Source organism: Duganella sp. GW821-FHT07F09 (assembly GCF_059418705.1).
This window is the reverse complement of sequence record NZ_JBWKQJ010000029.1, coordinates 1-20,694: the sequence shown is the minus strand read 5'-3', so window position 1 is coordinate 20,694 and position 20,694 is coordinate 1. Positions and strand designations below refer to the sequence as shown.

The following is a 20,694-nucleotide window of genomic DNA, read 5'->3' as shown; positions in this document are numbered from 1 at the left end:
GGTGCCGGTGGTGCCGGCGCGGCGGGCGGCGCCGGCGGCAGCAGCGGCTCGGCGCAAAACGTCGCCGGCGCCGGCGCGGCCGGCGGTTCGGCCACGGGCGGCGGGGCCGGCAGCGGCTCGGCCAGCAACGGCAGCGCCACGGCCGGCAACGGCGGTGACGGCGGCGCCGGCGGTGGCGGCAACACCGGTGGCGCGGGCGGCGCGGGCGGCAGCAACACCGCCGGCGCGGGCGGCGCCGGCGGGACGCAGACGGCCGGCAATGCCGCGGGCGGCACCGGCAACGGCGGCGCGGGCGGCGCCGGCGGCACCCTCAGCGTGAACGCCGGCACCTTCGACATGTCGAACACGATGACCAGCGTCGGCCAGTCGGCGGCCGGGATCATGACGGTTAGCCAGAACAACGGCTTCTCTTCGCTGATCCAGCAAAGCGTCAACGTCCAGGCCAACATGAGCGTCGGCCGCTAGCGGCAACGGCGGGACGGCCCCCGCCCGGGGTGCGGTCCCGCCGCTGTGTATCGCAGAGCGCGCCGCGAGGCGCGCGACAAGGAGAACCTTATGCTGAACCTGTCCAGACAGGGAATGGCGGCGCTGCTGTTGGCGCTGTCGGCGACGTGCGCGGCGCAGCAGGCGGCGCCGCCCGTGTCACCGGCCGATGCCGCTTTGGCGCCGGCCGCCGCCGTGACGCCGGACACGGCGCCGGCGGCCGGCGCGCAGCGGCGGGGCGGCGAGGTGTTCGCCGCGCCGCTGGCCGAGGAGCGGCTGGCCGCGCTGCGCGGCGGCAGCGAGTCGCCGTGGAGCGATATGAAACTGAACGGGGCGGTCAGCGGCAACAGTGCGGTTGCCGTGGCGTCGGGTGCCAACGTCATCACCGAGGGGGCGTTCAGCAACGCCTCCGGCTTGCCGATGGTGATACAGAACTCGGGCGCCAACGTGCTGATCCAGAACGCGACCATCATCAACGTTCAATTCAAATGAACGCGCCGCCGATCCGCTGTGTGTGTACGGCGCTGGCGCTGGCGCTGTCGGCGCCGGTAGCCGGCGCCGACCTCGCCGTGGGCGGCGGCAGCTTCCGCGTCAACGTGGCCAGCCTGAAGGAGGCGCGCTATCAGACCACGGCGCGGCAGCACCTGGACTTCAGTTGCGGCTCGGCCGCGCTGGCGACGTTGCTGACATACCACTATGATTATCCGATCAGCGAACAATCGGCGTTCGAGGAAATGTTCCGCAGCGGCGACCAGGCGCGCATCCGCCGCGACGGCTTCTCGCTGCTCGACATCAAGCGTTTCCTGGCCACGCGCGGTTTCGCCGCCGACGGCTTCGAACTGCCGCTGGAAAAACTGACCGAGGCCGGTTTTCCGGCGATCGTGCTGCTGGCCGAGAATGGCTACCATCATTTTGTCGTGGTCAAGGGCTTGCGGGACGACCGGGTGTTGATCGGCGACCCGTCCGGCGGCACCCGCGCCATGGGCCGCGGCCGCTTCGACGCGGCCTGGCAAAACCATTTGCTGTTCGTCATCCATGACACGCCGGGCAAGCCGCGCTTCAACGCGGCGGCGGACTGGCGGCTGGCGCCGCAGGCGCGGCCGGCCGACGCGATCGAGCGCGACGGCCTGCAGCGCCTGTCGCTGCCCACGCTGGGCGACGGCAATTTCTAGGGAGGGACATCATGGCCTGGCATCGCCGCTTGAACATGACGCTGTGGGGCGTCGCGCTGTGGGGCGCCGCGCCGGCGGCCGGGGCCGCCCCGGGCCCCTTCGACGCGCCGGTGCCGGACGCGCGGCTGGAGGCCACGCGCGGCGGCTTCGACGGCAACCTGGCGGTGTCGCTGGGCCTGGAGCGGCTGGTGACCATCAACGGCGAACAGGTGTCGAGCACGCGGTTCAACGTCGCCGACCTGTCGCGCATCACCGGCGGCGAGGCGGCGCTGGTGCGCGCCGCGCTGACACCGTACCAACTGGTGCAAAACGGCGCCGGCAACGGCGTCGTCGATCCCGTCCTGGCGCCGCAGGCGATGTCGGCGCTGCTGATCCAGAACAGTCTCAGCGATCAACTGATCCGTAGCCAGACCACCATCAACACCGCGGTCAACACGCTGGCCGCGCTCAAGGGGCTGGGTTTTGAAGGCAGCCTGCGCCAGGCGCTGGCCGCTACGCTGGTGCCGCGCTGAGCGCGCCGGCCGCGCCACCGATTGCGTAACACCGTCGATTCATCCACGCCTTTTCAAGGAGCGTAGCATGCAGCTGGCCTATTTTGTGCGCAGAGGTTGCGTCGGTTTATCCCTGACGCTGTCGAGCCTGACGACGCAGGCGCAGGCGCCCGCGGGCGCCCCGGGCGCCCCGGCCGACCTCGCGGCCGAGCTGGCGAACCTCAAGGGCCAGCTGGCCGAGCAGCGGGAATTGCTGAACGCCCTGCGGCGCGAGTTGGCGGCGCAGAAAACCGCGCTCGGCGCCGCGCCGGTGCCGCCGCGGCAATTGCAGGCGCAGCGCGGCACCGGCGTCGGGGCCGCCTCGGCCGAGCCACCGGCGCGGCCTGCGGCGGCCCCGCCGGTCCAGGAAACGGTCGGCCAGGCGCCGGCGCGCGACGGCCGCCCGCCCGAAGTGGCGCCGCTGTTCGAGGCGCCCGGCGTGCTGACGCCGAAGGGCAAATACGTGCTCGAACCGTCCTACCAGTTCGGTTACGCGTCCAGCAACCGGGTGGCGCTGGTGGGCTACACCATCATCCCGGCACTGCTGATCGGCCTGATCGACGTGCGCGAGGTCAAGCGCAACACGATGACGGCCGCGCTGGCCGTGCGCTACGGCCTCGGCAGCCGCACCGAGCTGGAGTTGCGGGTGCCCTATGTCTACCGTTCCGATTCCACCGTCAGCCGCGAAATCTTCACCGGCACCGCGGTGGAAAAAGTGTTCCACACCAGCGGCCGGGCGCTCGGCGACGTTGAGCTGGCGCTGCGCCACCAGCTCAACGACGGCGGCGCCGACCGCTCGTATTACGTGGCCGGCCTGCGCATCAAGTCGCGCACCGGCCGCGATCCCTTCGAGGTGGTGACCGACTGCGTGCAGCGCTGCGTGGGGCCGAACGCCAGCGGCACCGGCCTGCCGCTGGACCTGCCGACCGGCTCCGGCTTCTATGGCGTGCAGCCCAGCCTGACCTGGCTGTTCCCGTCCGATCCGGCGATCTTCTTCGGCAGCGTCAGCTATCTGCACAACGTCAAGCGCAGCGGAGTGCGCCGCATGGTGCTGGACGGCGCGTGGGAAGACCTGGGCACCCTGGCGCCGGGCGGCGTGATCGGCTTTAACTTCGGCATGGGGCTGGCGCTGAACGACAAGGCCTCGCTGAGCCTGGGCTACAACCACGATTCGGTGGCGCGGATCAAACAGAACGGCGCGGCCGTGCCGGGTTCGGTGCGCACCCAGCTGGGGACCTTGCTGATGGGCTTTTCCTACCGCTTTAGCGCGCAGCGCTCGCTCAACGTCTCGGTCGGCGCCGGCCTGACGCGCGACACGCCGGACGTGACGCTGTCGGTGCGACTGCCGCTGAGCTTGTAGCGCAGCGCGGCAGGATGGGCGCGTCGTGCGCGGGCAACCGGTTGCAACGATTGCAGCGACTGCGGCGCCCACGGCACGCCGCGCCGGCCGGTTGATGTGGCGTGACGGCGCGGACGCCTGGCGTGGTCAGGCGAATGCCCGCTCGAGGTCGAGTGTCGAGCGCACCCCGAGCTGGCCGGCGTGAGTCCGCAGCCATTCATCGGCCGCCTCCACGCCGCGTCCGTGCAGATGGGTGATGAAATCGAGTTCCGCGTTGAACTTGCTCGACACGCGGTAGTCCGACAACGTGTCGTTCCCGCTGATCAGGTGAAGGCGCGACCGGCTGGCGTGCACGGAGGTGCCTTGCTCCTCGTCGGGCGCGGCCAGTACGTGCTTGAGCGTGGCGAGTTCGCGCACGAAGCTGATGTTGAAGGCGATTTCATTGGCGCGGTTGCTGATGTCCGCCAGGCTGCGTGGCATGGTCGAGCGCGAGACCGGATTGTTCTGCACCACGATCACGTCGTCAGCGGCACTATCGAGCAACGGCGCCAGCGGCGGGTTGGCCACATAGCTGCCGTCCCAGTAGCTTTCCCCGTCCACCTCGACGGCGGCGAACACCGTCGGCAGGCACGCCGACGCCAGCAGCGACTGCACGGTGATTTCTTCGCTCGGGAAGATGCGGCCCTTGCCGGTGCGCACATTGGTGGCCGCGATGAACACGGGGATCGTGTCGCTGGCGCGCACCCGGTCGAAGTCGATCAAACTCGACAGCAAGATGCGCAGCGGATTGTGCGTGAACGGAATCTCGAACACGGGCCCGGCCAGCATGCCGGCCATCTCCAGCCCGTGGTAGGCGGGCGAACCTTCCATCGTCCAGCCGCCGACCAGGTGGTCGAGTAAGGTGCGCCGCATCGGACTGAACGTGGCCGCCATCGCCAGCCCGGTCCAAAAGCGCCGCAACGCCCGTTGCGCGCCGCGCCGGCCGCCGCCGCCGGCGTAGCCGTCGGCCACCACGGCGGCGTTGACCGCCCCGGAGCTGCTGCCGCTCAGACGCGCGATGGACAGATCCTCCTCATCGAGCAGCCGGTCGAGCACGCCCCAGGTGAAGGCACCGTACGCGCCGGCCCCCTGCAGGCCCAGGCTGACCGTTTTAGTTAAGACGTCGCGCATCGGCCGCTCCTTTCAGGTAGTGTGCCGCCGCGATGCCGCCGGCCAGCGCCAGGACCAGGGCGGTGGTGCTGCCGGAGGAGCCGACCACGCCACTGGCGGCGATCGTGCCAGCCTTGCCCCCGACCAACTGCAGCCGCCGCTTGGACATCTCGACCCCCATCTTGCTGAGTTCATCGGCGCTGAGCAGTTTCTCGGCGTCGGCCAGCAGCACCGTTTCCTCGTCGGCCACGTGGTGCAGCACGATGCGCATGAGCTCCATCAGCAACTGGTCGTGTTGTTCATCGATCGTCGTGCTGGCGCGCAGCCGGGCGATCAGCAGCCGCATCTCATCGTGTTCGGGCTCGCTCTTGGCGACGACGGGGTCCGGGCTGATCCGGCGCATGGTTGGATAAAAATATTCCTCCTCCAGCATGGCGTGGATTTCCAGCGCGGTGCAGATATGGGTGGTGAGCGCCTTTTTCACCCGCTTGCTGGCGCCGCCCGTGTACTGGTGAAAGGCGAGCAGCACATGGCTGTGATCCATCCGGATCATATCGGTGATCGAGGGACTGAGTTTGCTGAGCGTAAACATGGCTGACTCCTTCAAGTGGACGTTGATCCGGAACGCGCCGCCGGCGATGCGCATCCCGGTACGGCATTCAGTTTATTTCGCGCGCTCGGCCGCCGCCTGGGCCGTGAGTTTCCACGCGGCCAGCAACGTGCCGCCCACCAGCAACGACATGACCAGCGGCCGGCCGCGCGTGCTCAGATAGGTGTAGGCCGAGTGCTCATGCACTTTGCTCTCGCGGCCTCCCTGGCGTTGCTGCAACTCCATTCCATTCGGGCCGTACAGCGCGTCCACCCGGTTCGGCGACGACGGCTGTTTTTTTTGCTGCTGGCCGAACATGAACAGGTTCATGAATTTGTCGAGCGCGCGCGGCATTACCCGTCCCTCCAGCGAGACCATCTTCGAGGCGCCGCCGACATAGATGTCGCGGCGCGGATGCTCGGCCGCGTACAGGATCGCGTCGGCCACCAGCTCCGGCGCGTACAAGGGGGCCGGCAACTCGGGTTCGTTTGCCATGTAGTTACGGGCGTGGCCGGTGAACATGGTGTCGATGCCGGCCGGCTTGACCAGCGTGACGGCGATGGGGACCTTGTCCTTCTCGATTTCCATCCGCAGCGAGTCGGTGAAGCCTTTGACCGCGTGCTTGGAGGCCGAGTACATCCCCTGCAGCGGCACGGCGCGGTCGGACAGTTCGCTGCCAAGATTGATGAGCGCGCCGCCTTCGGCCTTCATTAAGTCCAGCGCCACCAGGGAACCGTGTACGACGCCCCAAAAATTGGTTTGGAATAACTTTTCCTGGTCCGCCAGGGGCACGTCCTGGTTGCGTCCATAAATCGAGATGCCGGCGTTGTTGACCCAGGTGTCGATGCGCCCGAAACGCTGTATGGCCGCCCGTCCCAGCGCGGCGACCTCGTCCCGGCTGCCCACGTCCGTCGGCACCGCCAGGGCCTCTGCGCCGGCGCCCCGCAGTTCGGCCACCAGGGTATCGAGCGCGGCGCTGTCGCGCGCCGCCAGCACCAGGCTGGCGCCCTTGCGCGCGGCGGCGCGCGCGGTGGTCAAGCCGATGCCGCTGGTGGCGCCGGTGATGACCATCACTTGGGAATGTAAAGGTTTCAATCGAGTTGGCATGTTGTCCTCCGAAGATAGAGCCGCCATCATGCACTCACCGCGTGCCATGCGCTGTAGGCGTTTCCCGAAGGAGGAAGTAGGACAGTGACGTGTGACGATGAGCGCGCTAAACCCGCGCCAGCGTGCGCTGACACACGGTCGCCTTCGGCCGTGCTGGCTACAGTGGGGACTACCCATTTCAGGAATCCCCATGGACGACCATCTCACCGTCGCGCCGACCGGCGCGGCCATCAGCACCTATCCCGTCAACCTGCGCATCAACGGCCAGCCGCACCGCTTCGAGGTGGAGGCCTGGGTCACCCTGCTGGACCTGCTGCGCGAACGGGCCGGCTTGACAGGCAGCAAGAAAGGCTGCGACCATGGCCAGTGCGGCGCCTGCACCGTGCTGGTCGGCGGCAAGCGCATCAACTCGTGCCTGACCTTGGCGGTGATGCAGAACGGCAAGGACATCACCACCGTCGAGGGTCTGGCCGATGGCACCCGGCTGCATCCGCTGCAGCAGGCCTTTATCGAGCACGACGCCTTCCAGTGCGGCTATTGCACGCCGGGCCAGTTGTGCTCGGCCGTTGGCTTGATGAACGAGGGGGAGGCGAACACCGTCGCCGAGGTGCGCGAACTGATGAGCGGCAATGTCTGCCGCTGCGGCGCCTATCCCGGCATCGTCGCCGCCGTCACCGAGGTCATGGGGCTGCCGGAGCGCAAGGACAACCCGGACCGGCCGTATCTGCCGGGGACGGTGCCGGCATGAATCCGATCACCTACGTCGAAGCGGCCGATGTGGCCGGCGCGCTTGGCCATCAACATATCACCGGGCGGGCGTTCATCGCCGGCGGCACCAACCTGATCGACCTGATGAAGGAACAGGTGATGCGGCCGAGCACGCTGGTCGACATCAACGGCTTGCGGCTCGACACGATCGAGCCGTCCGCGTCCGGCGGCTTGCTGCTGGGCGCCACCGCGCGCAACGCCGATACCGCCTATCATCCGCTGGTGCGCGACGGCTACCCGCTGTTGACGGCGGCGATCCTGGCCGGCGCCTCGCCGCAGATCCGCAACATGGCCAGCAACGGCGGCAACCTGCTGCAGCGCACCCGCTGCCATTATTTCTACGACCTCGCCACCGCGTGCAACAAGCGCGCCCCCGGCAGCGGTTGCGCGGCCATCGGCGGCCTGACGCGCCAGCACGCCATCCTCGGCGCCAGCGCGCACTGCATCGCCACCCATCCCTCGGACATGTGCGTGGCGCTGGCCGCGCTGGAGGCGGTGGTGCACGTGCGCTCGGGCGAGGGCGCGCGGCAAATCGCCTTCGCCGATTTCCACCGGCTGCCGGAGGACCATCCCGAGCGCGACACGACCCTGGCGCCGGGCGAGTTGATCACGCATATCGAATTGCCGCCAGCGGCGCAATTCGCCGCCCACTCGGCCTACCTGAAGTTCCGCGACCGCGCCTCGTACGCGTTCGCGCTGGTGTCGGTGGCGGCCATGCTCGACGTCGGCGACGACGGCGTCGTGCGCGACGCCCGCCTGGCGCTGGGCGGCGTGGCCCACAAGCCGTGGCGCGCGCCGCTGGCCGAAGCCGCGCTGATCGGCCGGCGCGCCGGCCCGGAGACGTTCGCGCACGCGGCCGAGCTGCTGCTGTCCGGCGCCCGGGGGCAGGGCGAAAACGACTTCAAGATCACGATGGCGCGCCGCGCCGTGATCCGCGCGCTCGAGCAGGCGCTCGAAGGCACGCATGACAATTCCCATGAATTCGCCGGCAAGGAGCCACTGTGACCGATCTGATTGAAGCATTGCGCACCCCCGTGGCCGACCAGGGCACCGGTAACGTCAACATCGGCATGGCCGTCTCGCGCGTGGACGGGCGCGACAAGGTCACCGGCCAGGCGCGCTACGCGGCCGAGCATTGGCCGGAGGCCGCCGAAGGACCGCTGCTGTACGGCGTGGTCGTCAGCGGCAGCGTCGCCAAGGGCCGCATCACGGCCATCCGCGCCGACGCCGCGCTGGCCGTGCCGGGCGTGGTGGACGTGATCTCGCACGAGAACCGGCCGCGCATCCGCTCCTTCGACATCTTCTACAAGGACATGACGGCGCCGGGCGGCTCGCCGTTCCGCCCGCTGTACGACGACCAGGTGCTCTACAGCGGCCAGCCGCTGGCGCTGGTGGTGGCCGAGACGTTCGAGGCGGCGCGCTACGCCGCCGCGCTGGTGGAGATCGACTACGACGTCGAGCCGCACGAGACCTATCTGCTGCAGCACCGCGGCCGCGCCTATACGCCGAGCCGCCTCAAGGCCGGCTACACGCCGCCGCCCGACACCAAGGGCCATCCGGACGACCGCTGGGACAACGCGGCGGTCAAAATCGAGGGCGAGTACTACAGCGGCGTCGAGCACCACAATCCGCTGGAGATGTTCGCCTCCACCGTGATACGCGGGCCGGACGGCCACCTGACCATCTACGACAAGACCCAGAGTTCGCAGAACAGCCGCTGGTATGTGTCGCACGTGTTCGGCCTGTCGAAGGACAAGGTCACGGTGCGCAATCCCTACGTCGGCGGCGCCTTCGGCTCGGGCCTGCGGCCGCAGTACCAGTTGCCGCTGGCGGTGATGGCCGCGCTCAAGCTGGAGCGTTCGGTGCGCGTGGTGCTCACGCGCCAGCAAATGTTCAGCTTTGGCCACCGGCCGGAAACGCAGCAGCGCGTCAGGCTGGCGGCCGAGCCGGACGGCACACTGAGCGCCATCATCCACGAAGCCCTGGCCGAGACGTCGCGCATCGAGGATTACGTCGAGGTGGTGGTCAACTGGTCGGGCGAGCTGTACGCCTGCGAGCATATCCGGCTCGGCTACAAGCTGGTCGACCTCGACCACGCCAGTCCGATGGACATGCGCGCGCCTGGCGCGGCGCACGGCGTGCACGCGCTGGAGGTGGCGATGGACGAGCTGTCGTACGCGCTGAAGATGGACCCGCTAGCGCTGCGCCTGAAGAATTACGCCGAGGTCGATCCCAGCCACGGCCTGCCGTATTCGACCAAGGAGCTGCGCGCCTGCTACGAGCAGGGCGCGGCGCGCTTCGGCTGGGACAAGCGCCCCCTGGAGCCGGGCACGATGCGCGAAGGTCGCGAGCTGATCGGCTGGGGCATGGCCACCGGCATGTGGGACGCGATGCAGATGTTCGCCCGCGCCAGCGCCGTGCTGCACGCCGACGGCAACCTGGTGGTGAGCAGCGCCGCCACCGACATCGGCACCGGCACGTACACGGCGATGGCCATCATCGCCGCCGACGCCATGGGCCTGCCGCTGGAGCGCGTGCGCTTCCAGCTGGGCGACTCGACGTTGCCGGTGGCGCCGATCGAAGGCGGCTCGTCGCACGTGGCCACCGTCGGCTCGGCGGTGGATGGCGTCTGCGACAAGCTCAAGGAGCGGCTGTTCAAGATGGCCAGGAAGATGGACGGCTCGCCGCTGGCCAAGGCGCGCCTGGCCGACGTCGAATTCGCCGGCGGCGGCGTGCGCCTGGTCGCGCGGCCGGAGGTCGGCGTCGCGCTGACGGACATCATGGCCGCCAGCGGCGAGGCGCGCATCGAAGAGAAGTATATGATGTTGCCCAATATGCTCAAGCAGATGAAGTACCAGCGCGCCACCCATTCGGCGGTGTTCGTCGAGGTGCGGGTCGATCCCGACTTCGGCACCGTGCGCGTGACGCGGGTGGTCAGCGCGGTGGCGGCCGGGCGCATCATCAACGCCAAGACGGCGCGCAGCCAGATCATCGGCGGTGTAGTATGGGGCATCGGCCAGGCGCTGCACGAGGAAACCTTCTGCGACCATCACGAGGGGCGTTTCATGAACCACAACCTGGGCGAATACCACGTGTCGGTCAACGCCGACATCCACGATATCGATGTCATCTTCGTCCAGGAGGACGACCGTATCGTGAGCAAGATCGGTGCCAAGGGCGTCGGCGAGATCGGCCAGGTGGGCGTGGCGGCGGCCGTCTGCAACGCCATCTACCACGCCACCGGCCGGCGCGTGCGCAGCACGCCGATGACGCCGGACAAGGTCATGCTGCCGTAGAGAAACTGGAGAACGCCATGCCGATAAAAACCATCGATGGATATGAGATCGACTACACGGCCGAACCGTTGGAGGGGTGCGACGATTGGGGCGCGTATGTCGCGATCTTCGCGCCGTCGGACAATCCTATGCACATGAACAACCTCGTTCCCAAAAAACGGGTCGCCGCCGACGTCGCGTTGACCAGCGAGGCGATGGCCGAGGAGGCGGCCGAGAATGCGGCCATGGAGATCCTTGGCCAACTGCGGCCGGCGCCGGATGCCGCCGCCTGAGTTATCCGCGGTTTGGTCTTTTTTTGTGCCGCGTTGGTGAATATCGTAATTGCCGAACACCGCGTCCCCGCCGACAATAGCGCAAAGGGGACTAAATATGATGTTAGCAAGGTTTAAGGACGGCGCCCGCAGCGGCGCCGTCGTCATCGCCGCGCTGCTGATGGCCGGCCACGCGTGGGCCACGGTCGGCATCGGCGCCGACAACGCCAACTTGCAGTACACGGGACGGGTCGACCAGCGCAACGCAGCCGCGCCGGAGATCTCCTGGCCGGGCACCAGCATTGCGGGCAACTTCACCGGCACCACGCTGGCGATCAAGCTCGACGACCAGCTCGGCAAGAACTTCTTCGACGTCTACATCGACGGCGACCTGGCGCGGCCCGTGCTGGTGCAGGCGGAAAAGGGCGGCAAGACCTATCCGATCGCCGACAAGCTGGCGCCGGGCCGTCACAGCTTTCTGATCACCAAGCGCTCGGAGGGCGAGGAGGGCGCCACCGTCTTCCAGGGCCTGGAACTGGCCGATGGCGGCGAGTTGTTGGCGCCGCCCCCACGCAAACAGCGGCGCATCGAGTTCTTCGGCGACTCCATCTCCAGCGGCATGGGCAACGAGTCGCCCGCCGACGGTCCCGACCACTTGATCAAAGACAAGAACAGCTTCATGTCCTACGCCTCGATCACGGCGCGCGCGCTGGACGCCGAACTACACCTGATCTCGCAAAGCGGCATCGGCGTGATGATCAGCTGGTTCCCGTTCACCATGCCGGATTTCTACGACCAATTGAACGCGGTCGGCAACAACGACACCGTGTGGGATTTCAGGCAGTGGACGCCGGACGTCGTCGTCATCAACCTGTTCCAGAACGACAGCTGGCTGGTCGACCGCGAGAAGCGCCTGTCGCCGATGCCCGACGACGCCCAGCGCGTGGCGGCATACCGAAAGTTCGCCGAGACGATACGCGCCAAATATCCGAAGGCCTACATCATCTGCGCGCTGGGCAGCATGGATGCGGTCCGGCCCGGCTCCAAGTGGCCGGGCTATGTGCGCACCGCCGTCGATCAAATGCGCGACGAAAACAAGGACGCCCGCATCGATACCGTGGTGCTGCCCTACACCGGCTTCAACGGGCATCCGCGCATTCCGCAACACCAGTCCAACGCCGCGCTGCTGACCGCCGTGATACGGGCGAAAATGGATTGGTAAGCGAAACCCCCGGGGCGGATCAGCCTTCGCCTTGGGAAACCGCGAAGTCCCGGAACGACGTCACATCCAGGCCCGCACGCCGGCCAAGCTCGATTGCTTGCCCGGCGACCGCATCGTCCACGATCAGCATGTAGTAGGCGTCGTGACCGAAGTCGATGCTCAGCAGCGACAAGGCGTGCTTCGGCAGCCAGTCGGCCAGCACTTTCAACCCCTGCATGACGGTCTTGCCCTCGGAATCCCATTCCCACTGGTCGTCGATGCCCCGTGTCGACAGCATGTCGTTGACCTGCCAGTCGATCTCGTCGCTGGCTTTCCAGTCGATGTGCATCAGCATCCATTTGCCACTCTGCTGGCCGTCATCTTCCAACAGACCTTCCAGGAAGAGCTCCCCGACGTCGTCTTTGCCGACCGGATTGGGGTGATTGTCGAGCTGCGTCAGCACATTATTGGTGAGTCGCGCGCTGTCATGCTCGCCGAGCTGGCTCGAAACCGCCCGCATGAATCCCGCCATCGCTTCCCTGTAAATAGCGGCCTGCGCCAGCAATGCGGAGTCGTATTCTTCCGCGTCCAGGTAGTCCGGCTCGGGTTGGCGGCCAAGAAACGCAAACAGGCGTTTAAACATCACGGGCTTTCTAAAATGATATCGATATCCGCAGGATAGCAGATATGCAATTCAGGAATTTCATAATTGATCTTGATGGATTGTCGAATTGTTGCCGCGTATCCCCAAAAGTAGAATGGATCGGCTGTTCTCTATATATAAGTACATCGCCGGACACATATCTCCCGCCACATCCCTGGCAGCCTACCGGCAAACCACGATTCATTTTTTCTTGGAGATCGATATGAATAAAAAACAAATCATCGCGCTCAGCAGCATGATGGCCGCCCTGGTGGCCGGCTGCGGCGGCGGCAGCGAGAGCACCGGTTCGGCGGCCGCCCCCCAGTTTGCCGCGACGACAGTCGTGGGCTCCGCCGCCAGACAGGCGGCGCCTGCCCGTTGGGGCAGCGTGAAGTTCGGCGGCGGCGGCTACGTTCCCGGGCTGATCTTCCATCCGACCAGCCCGGACGTGCTGTACGCCCGCACCGACATCGGCGGCGCCTACCGTTGGACCGCCGCCACCAAAGCCTGGGTGGCGATCACGGACATGATGGGCGCCGTCGACGGCTTCCACCACGGCAGCGAGACCATGGCCCTCGATCCCAACGACGATAAGCGCGTCTATATGAGCACCGGTCTGTACCTGGGGGATGAGCGCAACGCTCGCCTGTACATTTCCACCGATCGCGGCGACAGCTGGGAGCACGTCGATCTGCCGTTCAAGGCGGGCGCCAACGCCCAGGGCCGCGCCGTCGGCGAGCGCCTGATGGTCGATCCGAACCAGCCGTCGATCCTGTTCTACGCCACGCGCGCGAACGGCCTGTGGAAGAGCGCCGACTATGGCCGGACATGGAACCAGGTGCAGTCGCTGGCGTCGCACAACATGAGCAAGCAGGAAATCGAAGCCGTCCATTGGAGCGGCGTGGTCGGTGTCGAGCAGGTGATCTTCGACACCAATACCAAGGGCACCGGCAAGGCCACGCAGACCATCTACACGGCCGTCGGCAAAGACTATGGCAGCGTGGCGGGGCTGAGCCACAGCATGTACAAGACCACCGACGGCGGGGCGACCTGGAACGGCATCGCCACCCCTGCCGACGTGGCCGGCTTTTATGTTCCGCACATGGTGCGCAACAAGGACGGGATGATGTACGTGGCCTTTACGAAGGAAACAGGCCCCGGCGCCGGCGGCGCGTCAAGGCTATACAAATTCGACGGCAGCAACTGGACCCTGCTGAAGAAGTATGACACCGAGCAATGGCTTAACTACGGCATGGGCGGCCTGTCGGTGTCCGGCACCGGCGCCACCACCCGCATCGCGCTAGGCATCACCAATTCCTGGGGCAACTGGGATGGCCAGCCCATCGTGCAATTGTCCGACGATGCGGGTGCCACGTGGCGCGAGATTTCCACCCTGACTCCGCACGGCGCCGACCAGGACGGCTGGTCGGGCTGGATCGACGACGTCGAGATCGACCCGAACAATCCGGAACGCATCCTGCATGTGCACGGCGGGGGCATCTGGGAAACCAGGAACGCGTCGGCTGCCAAGCCCATCTGGACCAACAATGTCGCCGGCATCGAGGAAACCGCGACACTGGCCTTGATGGCGCCGCCTCCGGGCGCCTCCTACACCTTGCTGCGCAGCGCGGGGGACGTCGGCACGCACGTCCAGACCGAACTCACCAAGGCGCCCACGCGGATGCCCCCCCGGGGTATGTTCGGTGGCAACACATACAGCTCCGACATGGCCTGGTCCAATCCGGCCTACATGGCGACGACCGGCAATCCCGCCTGGAACAACACCACCGCCGGCGCCTATTCCACCGATTCGGGCGTGACCTGGACGGCGTTCGCGACCAACCATCCCGATGCGATTGGCAACACCAGCGGTGCGTCCAACCTGGCGGTCACCAAGACGGGCAACGTCGTCTGGGCGCCGTCCCACGCGGCCCCGGCCTACACGACCGACAACGGCGCGACCTGGACCTACACCAATCTGCCGGCCCTGCCACGCGTGGGCATCGACCGCGCCTATCGCCTGGTGGCCGACCGCAAGAACCCGAACAAGGTGTACGCCTATGACTCGGGCGGGGCATGGTGGCGGAAATGGGATGAAACGGGGCGCTTCTACACCTCCACGGACGGTGGCCACACCTTCACCGAGAGCACCACGTTCGCGGCCAATTCCTGGACCGCCGACTTTGGCGTCACGTCGATGGCGGTCAATCCCAATGTGGAAGGCGATATCTGGGTCGTCGATGGAAAAAGCATCTTGCACTCGGTCGATTCCGGCGCGACCTGGACCAGGCTGAGCGCGACCGCGCCGATCTGGGGCCAGTCGCCCGATTTTCCTGACGTGTACGGCGCCACCTCCATCGCCCTGGGCAAGGCGCCGGCCGGCGCCAAGTACTCGGCCTCGTTGTACGTGGTCGGCGTGTTCAACGGCGTGTGGGGCGTGTACCGCTCCGACGACGCCGGCGCCACCTGGAACCGCTTCAACGATGACAAGCATCAGTTCGGCGGTATCAGCACGCTGGCGGCCGACCACACCGTGCCTGGGCGCCTGTACATCAGCGGCTCGGGGCGCGGCGTCTTCTTCAGCTACTGATCCCTGGTCCATCCTGTGCGCGGCCCTGCGGGGCCGCGCACAGGAAAACATGCATAAATCAAACCCAAATGGAGAATAAAATGAAGTTAACCAACATCCTCGCCGCGCTGGTCCTCGGTTGGGGCGCGGCGGCTGGTCACGCCGGCGCCGAAGTGCTGACCTTCGACAGCCTGACCAGATTCGGATTCTATGGCAACGGCGAAGCGCTGCTCGACAGCATGAGCGCCAACGGCCAGAGTCTGAGCTACCAGGAGGCGGGCTTTCTGGTGACTTTGACCACGCCCAACGCGCCGGCGGGCGCGGCCCACATCGGCGACGGCACGTATGCGCCGCAGACCTTCAACTGGCATGACGGCCTCGAAAACGAGGCGAATTCCTTCGTGACGCTGACCCGCGTGGGCGGCGGCCAGTTCAACCTGCTCAGCTTCGATTTCTACACGGACCACAGCGTCCTGTCGGCCGATGGCAACCAGGTCGGCGTGCTGCAGGACTGGGGCATCTGGACCACGGGGCTGAACGGCATCAGCGAACTGCGTCTGAGCTCGGGCGCCTTCAATGAACTCGACAACATCAATGTGGAAAGCGCCAGCGCCGTTCCGGAGCCGGAAACCCTGCCGATGCTACTGGGCGGCTTGGCCGTCGTCGCCGCGATGCTCCGTCGCCGTCGGTAACCTGGCTGCTTAGCGTCAAGGCGACCCTAAAAACTTATTAATAACGTCCGGGCACTATTCGTTTCGTCGACGTCTCCACACCATCAGGGTCTGGAGCGTCTCGGGAACGAATAGGAGATGGTCAGTGTCTAATCGCAGGAGCGGCGGCCGGCTGGAGCCCGGCCCATGGATCATATTGACCGGCGCGGTGCTGTCGGGCTGCGCCACGCAGCCGTCGCACGTCGCCCCGCGGTTTGCGACCGCCGCCGCATGGTCGGTCGCCGCCGAGGACGCCGTCGCGCCGGCGCCGGCGGAATCAGACTGGTGGACGCGGCTCAACGACCACGCCATCGACACGCTCGCGCCTGCCGCGCTGGCCGATAATCCCACCTTGGCGCAGGCCCTGGCGCGGGTCGACGAGGCCGACGCCAATCTCGGCATCAACGCCGCGCAACGACTGCCGGCGCTGCAAGCCAGCCTCGGCGCCAGCCGCGCCCGCGTCATCGATGGCGGCCAAGCGAATTACGCCACCGGCGCCTCTCTGGGCCTGTCGCTGAGCTGGGGAGGTCGACCTGTTCGGCCGCGTGCGCAGTTCCATCGACAGCGCCCGCCACCGGCTCGACGCCCGCAATGCCAACGCCGATGCCGCCCGCTTGTCGCTGGCGGCGCGCGTGGCCGACACCGTGCTGGCGCTGCGCGGCTGCCGCTTCTCCCACGCCGTACTGAGCGACGACATCGTCTCGCGCCAGGTCACCTTGGAGCTCACCCGTCGCAAGCTGGCGGTCGGCGCGGCGGCGTCCGTGGACGAGGCCCGCGCCCGTTCCGGCCTGGCCGCCGCCCGCACCGCCCTGGCCACGCGCCAGCGGCAATGCGGCGGCCACCTGAATACCCTGGTCGCGCTGAGCGTGCGTGATGCCGCCGGCGTCGGCGCGCGACCGTAGCGATGATCGCCGGCATGCTGCCGATCGCGCTGGGGCTTGGCGCGGACGCCAGCTTCCGACAGCCGATGGCGATCGCCGTGATCGGCGGCCTGTTGACGTCGACGTTGTTGTCGTTGTTGGTGGTGCCGGTGATGTTCAGCTACATCGACGGCCTGCGCCGGTATTTGACTCGCCGGATGAAATCTGCTGGGTATGTTCGCGCCGCGTAATCCGCCACCGTTCCGCCAACGGCCCGATTTGAACCGCAATACCGATTTTATTTTTCTTTAGCTTTATCAACCTGAAAGAGAACCACAGCATGAAAAAATCATCCGTCACACTCTCCCTGCTGGCACTGCTGCTGTCTGGCGGCGCCCAAGCCCAGGTCTTGGCCCCGGAACTGGCCGCCAAGGAAGCGTCCCCCGCACCATCACACTGGGGCCTCGGCCTCGTGGCCGGCTATACCGCCAGCGCCTACCGCGACTTCGACAACAAGGTGCAAGGCCTGCCGCTGCTGATGTACGAGAACCGCTACATCAGCTTTTTCGGCACCACGCTCGACGCCAAGCTGCCTTCTGCCGGCCCGATCTCGTTCCGCCTGCGCGCCAAATACTCGGGCGACGGCTACGAAGCCAAGGATTCCCCTTACCTGAGCGGCATGGCCGAGCGCAAGGGCGGCCTGTGGGTGGGCGGCGCGGCGATCTGGCGCAACAGCATCGTCAATGCCTCGGTCGAAGCGCTCGCCGCCACCGGCGACGCCGAAGGCAAGCGCGTCAAGCTGGAATTGAGCCGCAACTTCAAGGCCGGCGCGCTGACGGTCACGCCACGGGTGGCGGCAAACTGGCACGACGACAAATACGTCGATTACTACTATGGCGTGAAGTCGACCGAGGTGCGCGCGGGCCGCGCCCGTTACGTCGGCGAGTCGACCACCAACGCCGAAGTAGGGTTGCGCTTCGGCTACGCCGTCACGCCGCGCCACAACGTGTTCGTCGACGTCAGCGCGACGGCGCTGGGCAGCTCCATCAAGGACAGCCCGCTGGTGGAAAAATCGAGCGAGAGCAGTGTGCGGTTCGGCTACCTATACAACTTCTAATCTGATTTGGGGAACAGGACGCGGAGGCTGAAGCCGCGTCCGTCCAGGCCGGCGCCGATTTAGAAGATTGTTGAGTTAAGCGGCAGGGAATCATAGCGGGTCCGGATTAATCAATTTTAACGGTCGACGCAGCGATGTAGTGCTGCAAGGATACATTATCGGCGCGTGCGCGACGCCGTATATCAAAGTTATCTCGACCCATGAATAATTTGTATACGGACCGGCTTTCGGCTGCGTGTCAAAACAATACTGGATATACTGCGCCGTGATAACTTTCGGTCGCCGTGATGCGCGGGCGGCGGCCCCGTTCCATTCTTTTTTATCCGGTATTCTTTGGGAGTTCCACGCACTATGACCAGTATTATTTCGAGGCTACAAAAGCGGGCGCGGGGCTTCCCGAGCATTGGTTTGCTGGCACTGGCGGTGAGTTCGGCGGCCGGCGCCGCCACCACCAGCCTCAATCAGTCGTGGGAGTTCTACCGCGACGACGCCAAGAGCGCCGATACGGTCGACAAGGTCGCGCCGGGCGCGTGGACCAAGGTCGATCTGCCGCACACTGCCCGTCTCGAAGCCAAGATCCCGGTCAACTCCTGGCAGGGCAGCGCCTACTATAAAAAAACCTTCGACGCCAAGGTGGCGGCCGGCGAGCAGGCCGTGCTGCGCTTCGAGGGCGCGATGAACGTGGCCGACGTCTGGCTCAACGGCAAGCATCTGGGCACGCATCTGGGCGGCTATCTGCCGTTTTCGTACGACATCACGCCGCACCTGAAGGCCGGCGGCGGCAACGAGCTGGTGGTGCGCATCAATAACGAAGACAACGCCATCACCGGCCCGAAACCGTTGAAGGACCTGGACTACATCCAGTACGGCGGCATCTACCGCGACGTCACCTTGAGCATCAAGCCGGCCGTGCATATCAGCGACGAAATGCTGTCCAACACCGAGGCGGGCGGCGGCGTGTTCGTCACCTATCCGCGGGCCGATAAAAAGTCCGCCATCGTCCGCGTCAAGGCCGAGGTGTGCAACACCGCCGGCGAAGCGCGCACCGCGCAGCTGAGCCAGCGCCTGTTGTTCAAGAACGTGCGCGTCGCCGATGGCGCCGAGACCATCGAGCTGGCCGCCGGCGAGTGCCGCCACGTCACCCGCGACCTCAAGGTCGACCGTCCACAATTGTGGTCGCCAAAGACGCCGAACCTGTACGCGGTCCAGACCACGGTGTCGAGCAAGGGGCGGCAGGATGTGGTAACCACCCGCGCCGGCATTCGCCGCATCGCGCTTGAAAAGGGCAAGTTGCTGATCAACGGCGAGCAGACCTTCCTGCGCGGCGTGAACCGCCACCAGGAATTCCCGTACGTCGGTTACGCCTTGTCGCCGCAAGCCGATTACCGCGACGCGCTGCTGATCAAGCGTGCCGGCTTCGATTACGTACGCCTGTCGCACTACCCGCATTCGCCGGCCTTCATGGCCGCCGCCGATGAACTGGGCCTGATGGTGTTGCCGGGGATTCCGGGCTGGCAGTACTTCAATCCCGATCCTGCTTTCGCGACCCAGGTGCTGAAAACCTGTAGCGACATGGTGCGTCGCGACCGCAATCATCCGAGCGTGCTGGCGTGGGAATGCTCGCTGAACGAAACGCAGATGCCCGATCAACTGATCGAGAAGCTGCATAAAACCGTGCACCAGGAGTATCCGGGCGACCAGGCGTATTCCGCCGGTTGGGTGCCGCAGATTTACGACGTGTATCTGCAAGCGCGCCAGCATCGCCTGGACGACAAGAAGCCCTTGCCGAACAAGGCGCTGATCGTGTCCGAATACGGCGACTGGGAATACTACGCGATGAACGCCGGCTTCAATCAAACGGCGTGGGGCGACTTGAAAGAGGCCGACCGCAGCAGCCGTCAACTGCTGACCGACGGTGAGACGCGCTTGCTGCAACAAGCGAAGAACCTGGCCGAGTCGCACGACGACAATTTCAAGACCGGAGCGGTGGCCGATGGCTACTGGGTGATGTTCGACTATGGTCGCGGCTACGCGCCGGACCTGGAATCGTCCGGCATCATGAGCATCGACCGCCTGCCGAAGTTCTCGGCCGAGTTCTTCCGCTCGCAGCGCAGCGCATCGGAGAAATCGGCGAAGTGGGGCGGTGGCCCGATGGTCTTCATCGCCAGCCACTGGACCAAGGATTCGCTGCCGCAGGTGCGCGTGTTCAGCAACACCGACGAGGTCGAACTGTTCTTGAACGACAAGAGCCTTGGCAAGGTCAAGAGCGGTCCATCGAAGACGCATCCGAACCTGGCGCATCCGCCGCTGGAGTTCAACGCCGGCCAGTTCGAGGCGGGTACGCTCAAGGCGGTCGCTTACCTGAAGGGCCGCAAGGTGGCGGAACATGTCGTGCGGACGCCGGCCGAGCCGGTCAAGCTGGGTGTCTCGGTGGACGATCTGGCCGTGAAATCGACAGATGGCGACCTGGTGTTCATCCGCGCCAAGCTGCTCGACGCCAACGGCACCGTGGTACCGGACAGCGGCAAGTCGGTGACCTTCGCCGCCGGTGGCGGCTACGAGATCGTCGGCCCGAGCGTGGCGACGACCGAAGCCGGCATCGCCAGCGTGCTGGTGCGCGTGAAGGGCACCAAGGGTGGTCTCAACGCCGAAGCTGGATCGCTGCGAGGCCGGTTGTAATTCGCTTGGTTTCAAGAGAAAGCCGGCTTTCATGAAAGCCGGCTTTTTTTTCCTCTGATTTTTGATCTGCGCAGAAATCCCGCCCCGGGGTCAGGTCCGACATTCGGACATTGGGGAACTTTTTCAGTCGAAAAAGTTCCTCATTTTTACGAAATGTCCGAATGTCGGACCTGACCCTGAGCCTTCCCCTCAAATTTTAAATGTCGGGATCAACGATCTCAGCTCATCAAG

At 66.1% G+C, this 20,694-nt stretch carries 18 protein-coding genes and 3 pseudogenes; 17 read left to right on the top strand and 4 right to left on the bottom strand.

Annotation, left to right across the window (positions count from 1 at the left end; translation table 11 throughout):
• The 5 genes and pseudogenes from AC07P1_RS33355 to AC07P1_RS33335 all read left to right on the top strand — a co-directional run.
• Positions 1-465, top strand: a pseudogene (locus tag AC07P1_RS33355) (hypothetical protein); the annotation flags it as partial.
• A gap of 90 nt (positions 466-555) precedes the next feature.
• Positions 556-975, top strand: coding sequence for a hypothetical protein (locus AC07P1_RS33350; protein ID WP_494699884.1), 420 nt, complete (start codon positions 556-558; stop codon positions 973-975).
• A complete protein-coding gene (locus AC07P1_RS33345; protein ID WP_494699883.1) occupies positions 972-1,655 on the top strand; it encodes a C39 family peptidase in 684 nt (227 codons plus the stop codon). Before AC07P1_RS33350 ends, AC07P1_RS33345 begins: the two co-directional genes overlap by 4 nt.
• A gap of 11 nt (positions 1,656-1,666) precedes the next feature.
• Positions 1,667-2,167 (top strand): hypothetical protein, encoded by a 501-nt coding sequence (locus AC07P1_RS33340; protein WP_494699882.1) that lies wholly within the window; start codon positions 1,667-1,669, stop codon positions 2,165-2,167.
• A gap of 67 nt (positions 2,168-2,234) precedes the next feature.
• Complete coding sequence (locus AC07P1_RS33335; protein ID WP_494699881.1) at positions 2,235-3,545, top strand: acetate kinase; 1,311 nt, start codon at positions 2,235-2,237, stop codon at positions 3,543-3,545.
• A gap of 126 nt (positions 3,546-3,671) precedes the next feature.
• On the opposite strand, the gene AC07P1_RS33330 is transcribed toward AC07P1_RS33335, so the two are convergent.
• The 3 genes from AC07P1_RS33330 to AC07P1_RS33320 form a co-directional block, all read right to left on the bottom strand.
• Complete coding sequence (locus AC07P1_RS33330; RefSeq protein ID WP_494699880.1) at positions 3,672-4,694, bottom strand: patatin-like phospholipase family protein; 1,023 nt, start codon at positions 4,692-4,694, stop codon at positions 3,672-3,674.
• Positions 4,675-5,265 (bottom strand): hemerythrin domain-containing protein, encoded by a 591-nt coding sequence (locus tag AC07P1_RS33325; RefSeq protein ID WP_494699879.1) that lies wholly within the window; start codon positions 5,263-5,265, stop codon positions 4,675-4,677. Before AC07P1_RS33325 ends, AC07P1_RS33330 begins: the two co-directional genes overlap by 20 nt.
• A gap of 72 nt (positions 5,266-5,337) precedes the next feature.
• Positions 5,338-6,369 carry an SDR family oxidoreductase gene (locus tag AC07P1_RS33320; protein WP_494699878.1) on the bottom strand — a complete coding sequence of 344 codons (1,032 nt, stop codon included), beginning with the start codon at positions 6,367-6,369 and terminating at the stop codon, positions 5,338-5,340.
• Between the two features lie 190 nt (positions 6,370-6,559).
• Between AC07P1_RS33320 and AC07P1_RS33315 the strand changes: the two genes are divergently transcribed.
• The 5 genes from AC07P1_RS33315 (at position 6,560) to AC07P1_RS33295 (ending at position 11,906) form a co-directional block, all read left to right on the top strand.
• Entirely contained in the window at positions 6,560-7,117 is a 558-nt protein-coding gene (locus AC07P1_RS33315) for a (2Fe-2S)-binding protein (RefSeq protein ID WP_494699877.1), read from the top strand.
• Positions 7,114-8,142 (top strand): FAD binding domain-containing protein, encoded by a 1,029-nt coding sequence (locus tag AC07P1_RS33310; RefSeq protein ID WP_494699876.1) that lies wholly within the window; start codon positions 7,114-7,116, stop codon positions 8,140-8,142. Before AC07P1_RS33315 ends, AC07P1_RS33310 begins: the two co-directional genes overlap by 4 nt.
• Before the next feature lie 65 nt (positions 8,143-8,207).
• Positions 8,208-10,433, top strand: a complete 2,226-nt coding sequence (locus AC07P1_RS33305; RefSeq protein WP_494699886.1) for a xanthine dehydrogenase family protein molybdopterin-binding subunit — start codon at positions 8,208-8,210, stop codon at positions 10,431-10,433.
• A gap of 17 nt (positions 10,434-10,450) precedes the next feature.
• The gene (locus AC07P1_RS33300) at positions 10,451-10,705 is read left to right on the top strand and encodes a hypothetical protein (RefSeq protein ID WP_494699875.1); all 255 of its coding nucleotides are present in this window, start codon (positions 10,451-10,453) and stop codon (positions 10,703-10,705) included.
• Between the two features lie 100 nt (positions 10,706-10,805).
• The gene (locus AC07P1_RS33295) at positions 10,806-11,906 is read left to right on the top strand and encodes an SGNH/GDSL hydrolase family protein (protein ID WP_494699874.1); all 1,101 of its coding nucleotides are present in this window, start codon (positions 10,806-10,808) and stop codon (positions 11,904-11,906) included.
• Positions 11,907-11,925: 19 nt separating this feature from the next.
• Here the strand turns inward: AC07P1_RS33295 and AC07P1_RS33290 are convergent, their stop codons facing one another.
• Entirely contained in the window at positions 11,926-12,528 is a 603-nt protein-coding gene (locus tag AC07P1_RS33290) for a DUF6630 family protein (protein WP_494699873.1), read from the bottom strand.
• Positions 12,529-12,751: 223 nt separating this feature from the next.
• Between AC07P1_RS33290 and AC07P1_RS33285 the strand changes: the two genes are divergently transcribed.
• The 7 genes and pseudogenes from AC07P1_RS33285 (at position 12,752) to AC07P1_RS33255 (ending at position 20,463) form a co-directional block, all read left to right on the top strand.
• On the top strand, positions 12,752-15,118 hold the full coding sequence (locus AC07P1_RS33285) for a dockerin (RefSeq protein ID WP_494699872.1): 2,367 nt from the start codon (positions 12,752-12,754) through the stop codon (positions 15,116-15,118).
• An 80-nt stretch (positions 15,119-15,198) separates the two neighbouring features.
• Positions 15,199-15,789: a PEP-CTERM sorting domain-containing protein gene (locus AC07P1_RS33280; RefSeq protein ID WP_494699871.1), complete on the top strand. Its 591-nt coding sequence runs from the start codon at positions 15,199-15,201 to the stop codon at positions 15,787-15,789.
• Positions 15,790-15,913: 124 nt separating this feature from the next.
• A pseudogene (locus AC07P1_RS33275) lies at positions 15,914-16,270 on the top strand (hypothetical protein); the annotation flags it as partial.
• A gap of 70 nt (positions 16,271-16,340) precedes the next feature.
• Entirely contained in the window at positions 16,341-16,709 is a 369-nt protein-coding gene (locus tag AC07P1_RS33270; protein WP_494699885.1) for a TolC family protein, read from the top strand.
• Positions 16,700-16,918: pseudogene (locus tag AC07P1_RS33265) on the top strand (efflux RND transporter permease subunit); the annotation flags it as partial. The gene AC07P1_RS33270 and the pseudogene AC07P1_RS33265, both read left to right, overlap by 10 nt.
• Positions 16,919-17,007: 89 nt before the next feature.
• Complete coding sequence (locus tag AC07P1_RS33260; protein WP_494699870.1) at positions 17,008-17,784, top strand: MipA/OmpV family protein; 777 nt, start codon at positions 17,008-17,010, stop codon at positions 17,782-17,784.
• 351 nt (positions 17,785-18,135) lie between these two features.
• On the top strand, positions 18,136-20,463 hold the full coding sequence (locus AC07P1_RS33255; protein ID WP_494699869.1) for a glycoside hydrolase family 2 TIM barrel-domain containing protein: 2,328 nt from the start codon (positions 18,136-18,138) through the stop codon (positions 20,461-20,463).
• Positions 20,464-20,694: the final 231 nt, after the last annotated feature.

What these genes read in the sequence shown, in the direction of transcription:
- AC07P1_RS33350 (WP_494699884.1), top strand. Translation starts at nt 556, where the DNA reads ATGCTGAACCTGTCCAGACAGGGAATGGCGGCGCTGCTGTTGGCGCTG.
- AC07P1_RS33345 (WP_494699883.1), top strand. Translation starts at nt 972, where the DNA reads ATGAACGCGCCGCCGATCCGCTGTGTGTGTACGGCGCTGGCGCTGGCG.
- AC07P1_RS33340 (WP_494699882.1), top strand. Translation starts at nt 1,667, where the DNA reads ATGGCCTGGCATCGCCGCTTGAACATGACGCTGTGGGGCGTCGCGCTG.
- AC07P1_RS33335 (WP_494699881.1), top strand. Translation starts at nt 2,235, where the DNA reads ATGCAGCTGGCCTATTTTGTGCGCAGAGGTTGCGTCGGTTTATCCCTG.
- AC07P1_RS33330 (WP_494699880.1), bottom strand. Translation starts at nt 4,694, where the DNA reads ATGCGCGACGTCTTAACTAAAACGGTCAGCCTGGGCCTGCAGGGGGCC.
- AC07P1_RS33325 (WP_494699879.1), bottom strand. Translation starts at nt 5,265, where the DNA reads ATGTTTACGCTCAGCAAACTCAGTCCCTCGATCACCGATATGATCCGG.
- AC07P1_RS33320 (WP_494699878.1), bottom strand. Translation starts at nt 6,369, where the DNA reads ATGCCAACTCGATTGAAACCTTTACATTCCCAAGTGATGGTCATCACC.
- AC07P1_RS33315 (WP_494699877.1), top strand. Translation starts at nt 6,560, where the DNA reads ATGGACGACCATCTCACCGTCGCGCCGACCGGCGCGGCCATCAGCACC.
- AC07P1_RS33310 (WP_494699876.1), top strand. Translation starts at nt 7,114, where the DNA reads ATGAATCCGATCACCTACGTCGAAGCGGCCGATGTGGCCGGCGCGCTT.
- AC07P1_RS33305 (WP_494699886.1), top strand. Translation starts at nt 8,208, where the DNA reads ATGGCCGTCTCGCGCGTGGACGGGCGCGACAAGGTCACCGGCCAGGCG.
- AC07P1_RS33300 (WP_494699875.1), top strand. Translation starts at nt 10,451, where the DNA reads ATGCCGATAAAAACCATCGATGGATATGAGATCGACTACACGGCCGAA.
- AC07P1_RS33295 (WP_494699874.1), top strand. Translation starts at nt 10,806, where the DNA reads ATGTTAGCAAGGTTTAAGGACGGCGCCCGCAGCGGCGCCGTCGTCATC.
- AC07P1_RS33290 (WP_494699873.1), bottom strand. Translation starts at nt 12,528, where the DNA reads ATGTTTAAACGCCTGTTTGCGTTTCTTGGCCGCCAACCCGAGCCGGAC.
- AC07P1_RS33285 (WP_494699872.1), top strand. Translation starts at nt 12,752, where the DNA reads ATGAATAAAAAACAAATCATCGCGCTCAGCAGCATGATGGCCGCCCTG.
- AC07P1_RS33280 (WP_494699871.1), top strand. Translation starts at nt 15,199, where the DNA reads ATGAAGTTAACCAACATCCTCGCCGCGCTGGTCCTCGGTTGGGGCGCG.
- AC07P1_RS33260 (WP_494699870.1), top strand. Translation starts at nt 17,008, where the DNA reads ATGAAAAAATCATCCGTCACACTCTCCCTGCTGGCACTGCTGCTGTCT.
- AC07P1_RS33255 (WP_494699869.1), top strand. Translation starts at nt 18,136, where the DNA reads ATGACCAGTATTATTTCGAGGCTACAAAAGCGGGCGCGGGGCTTCCCG.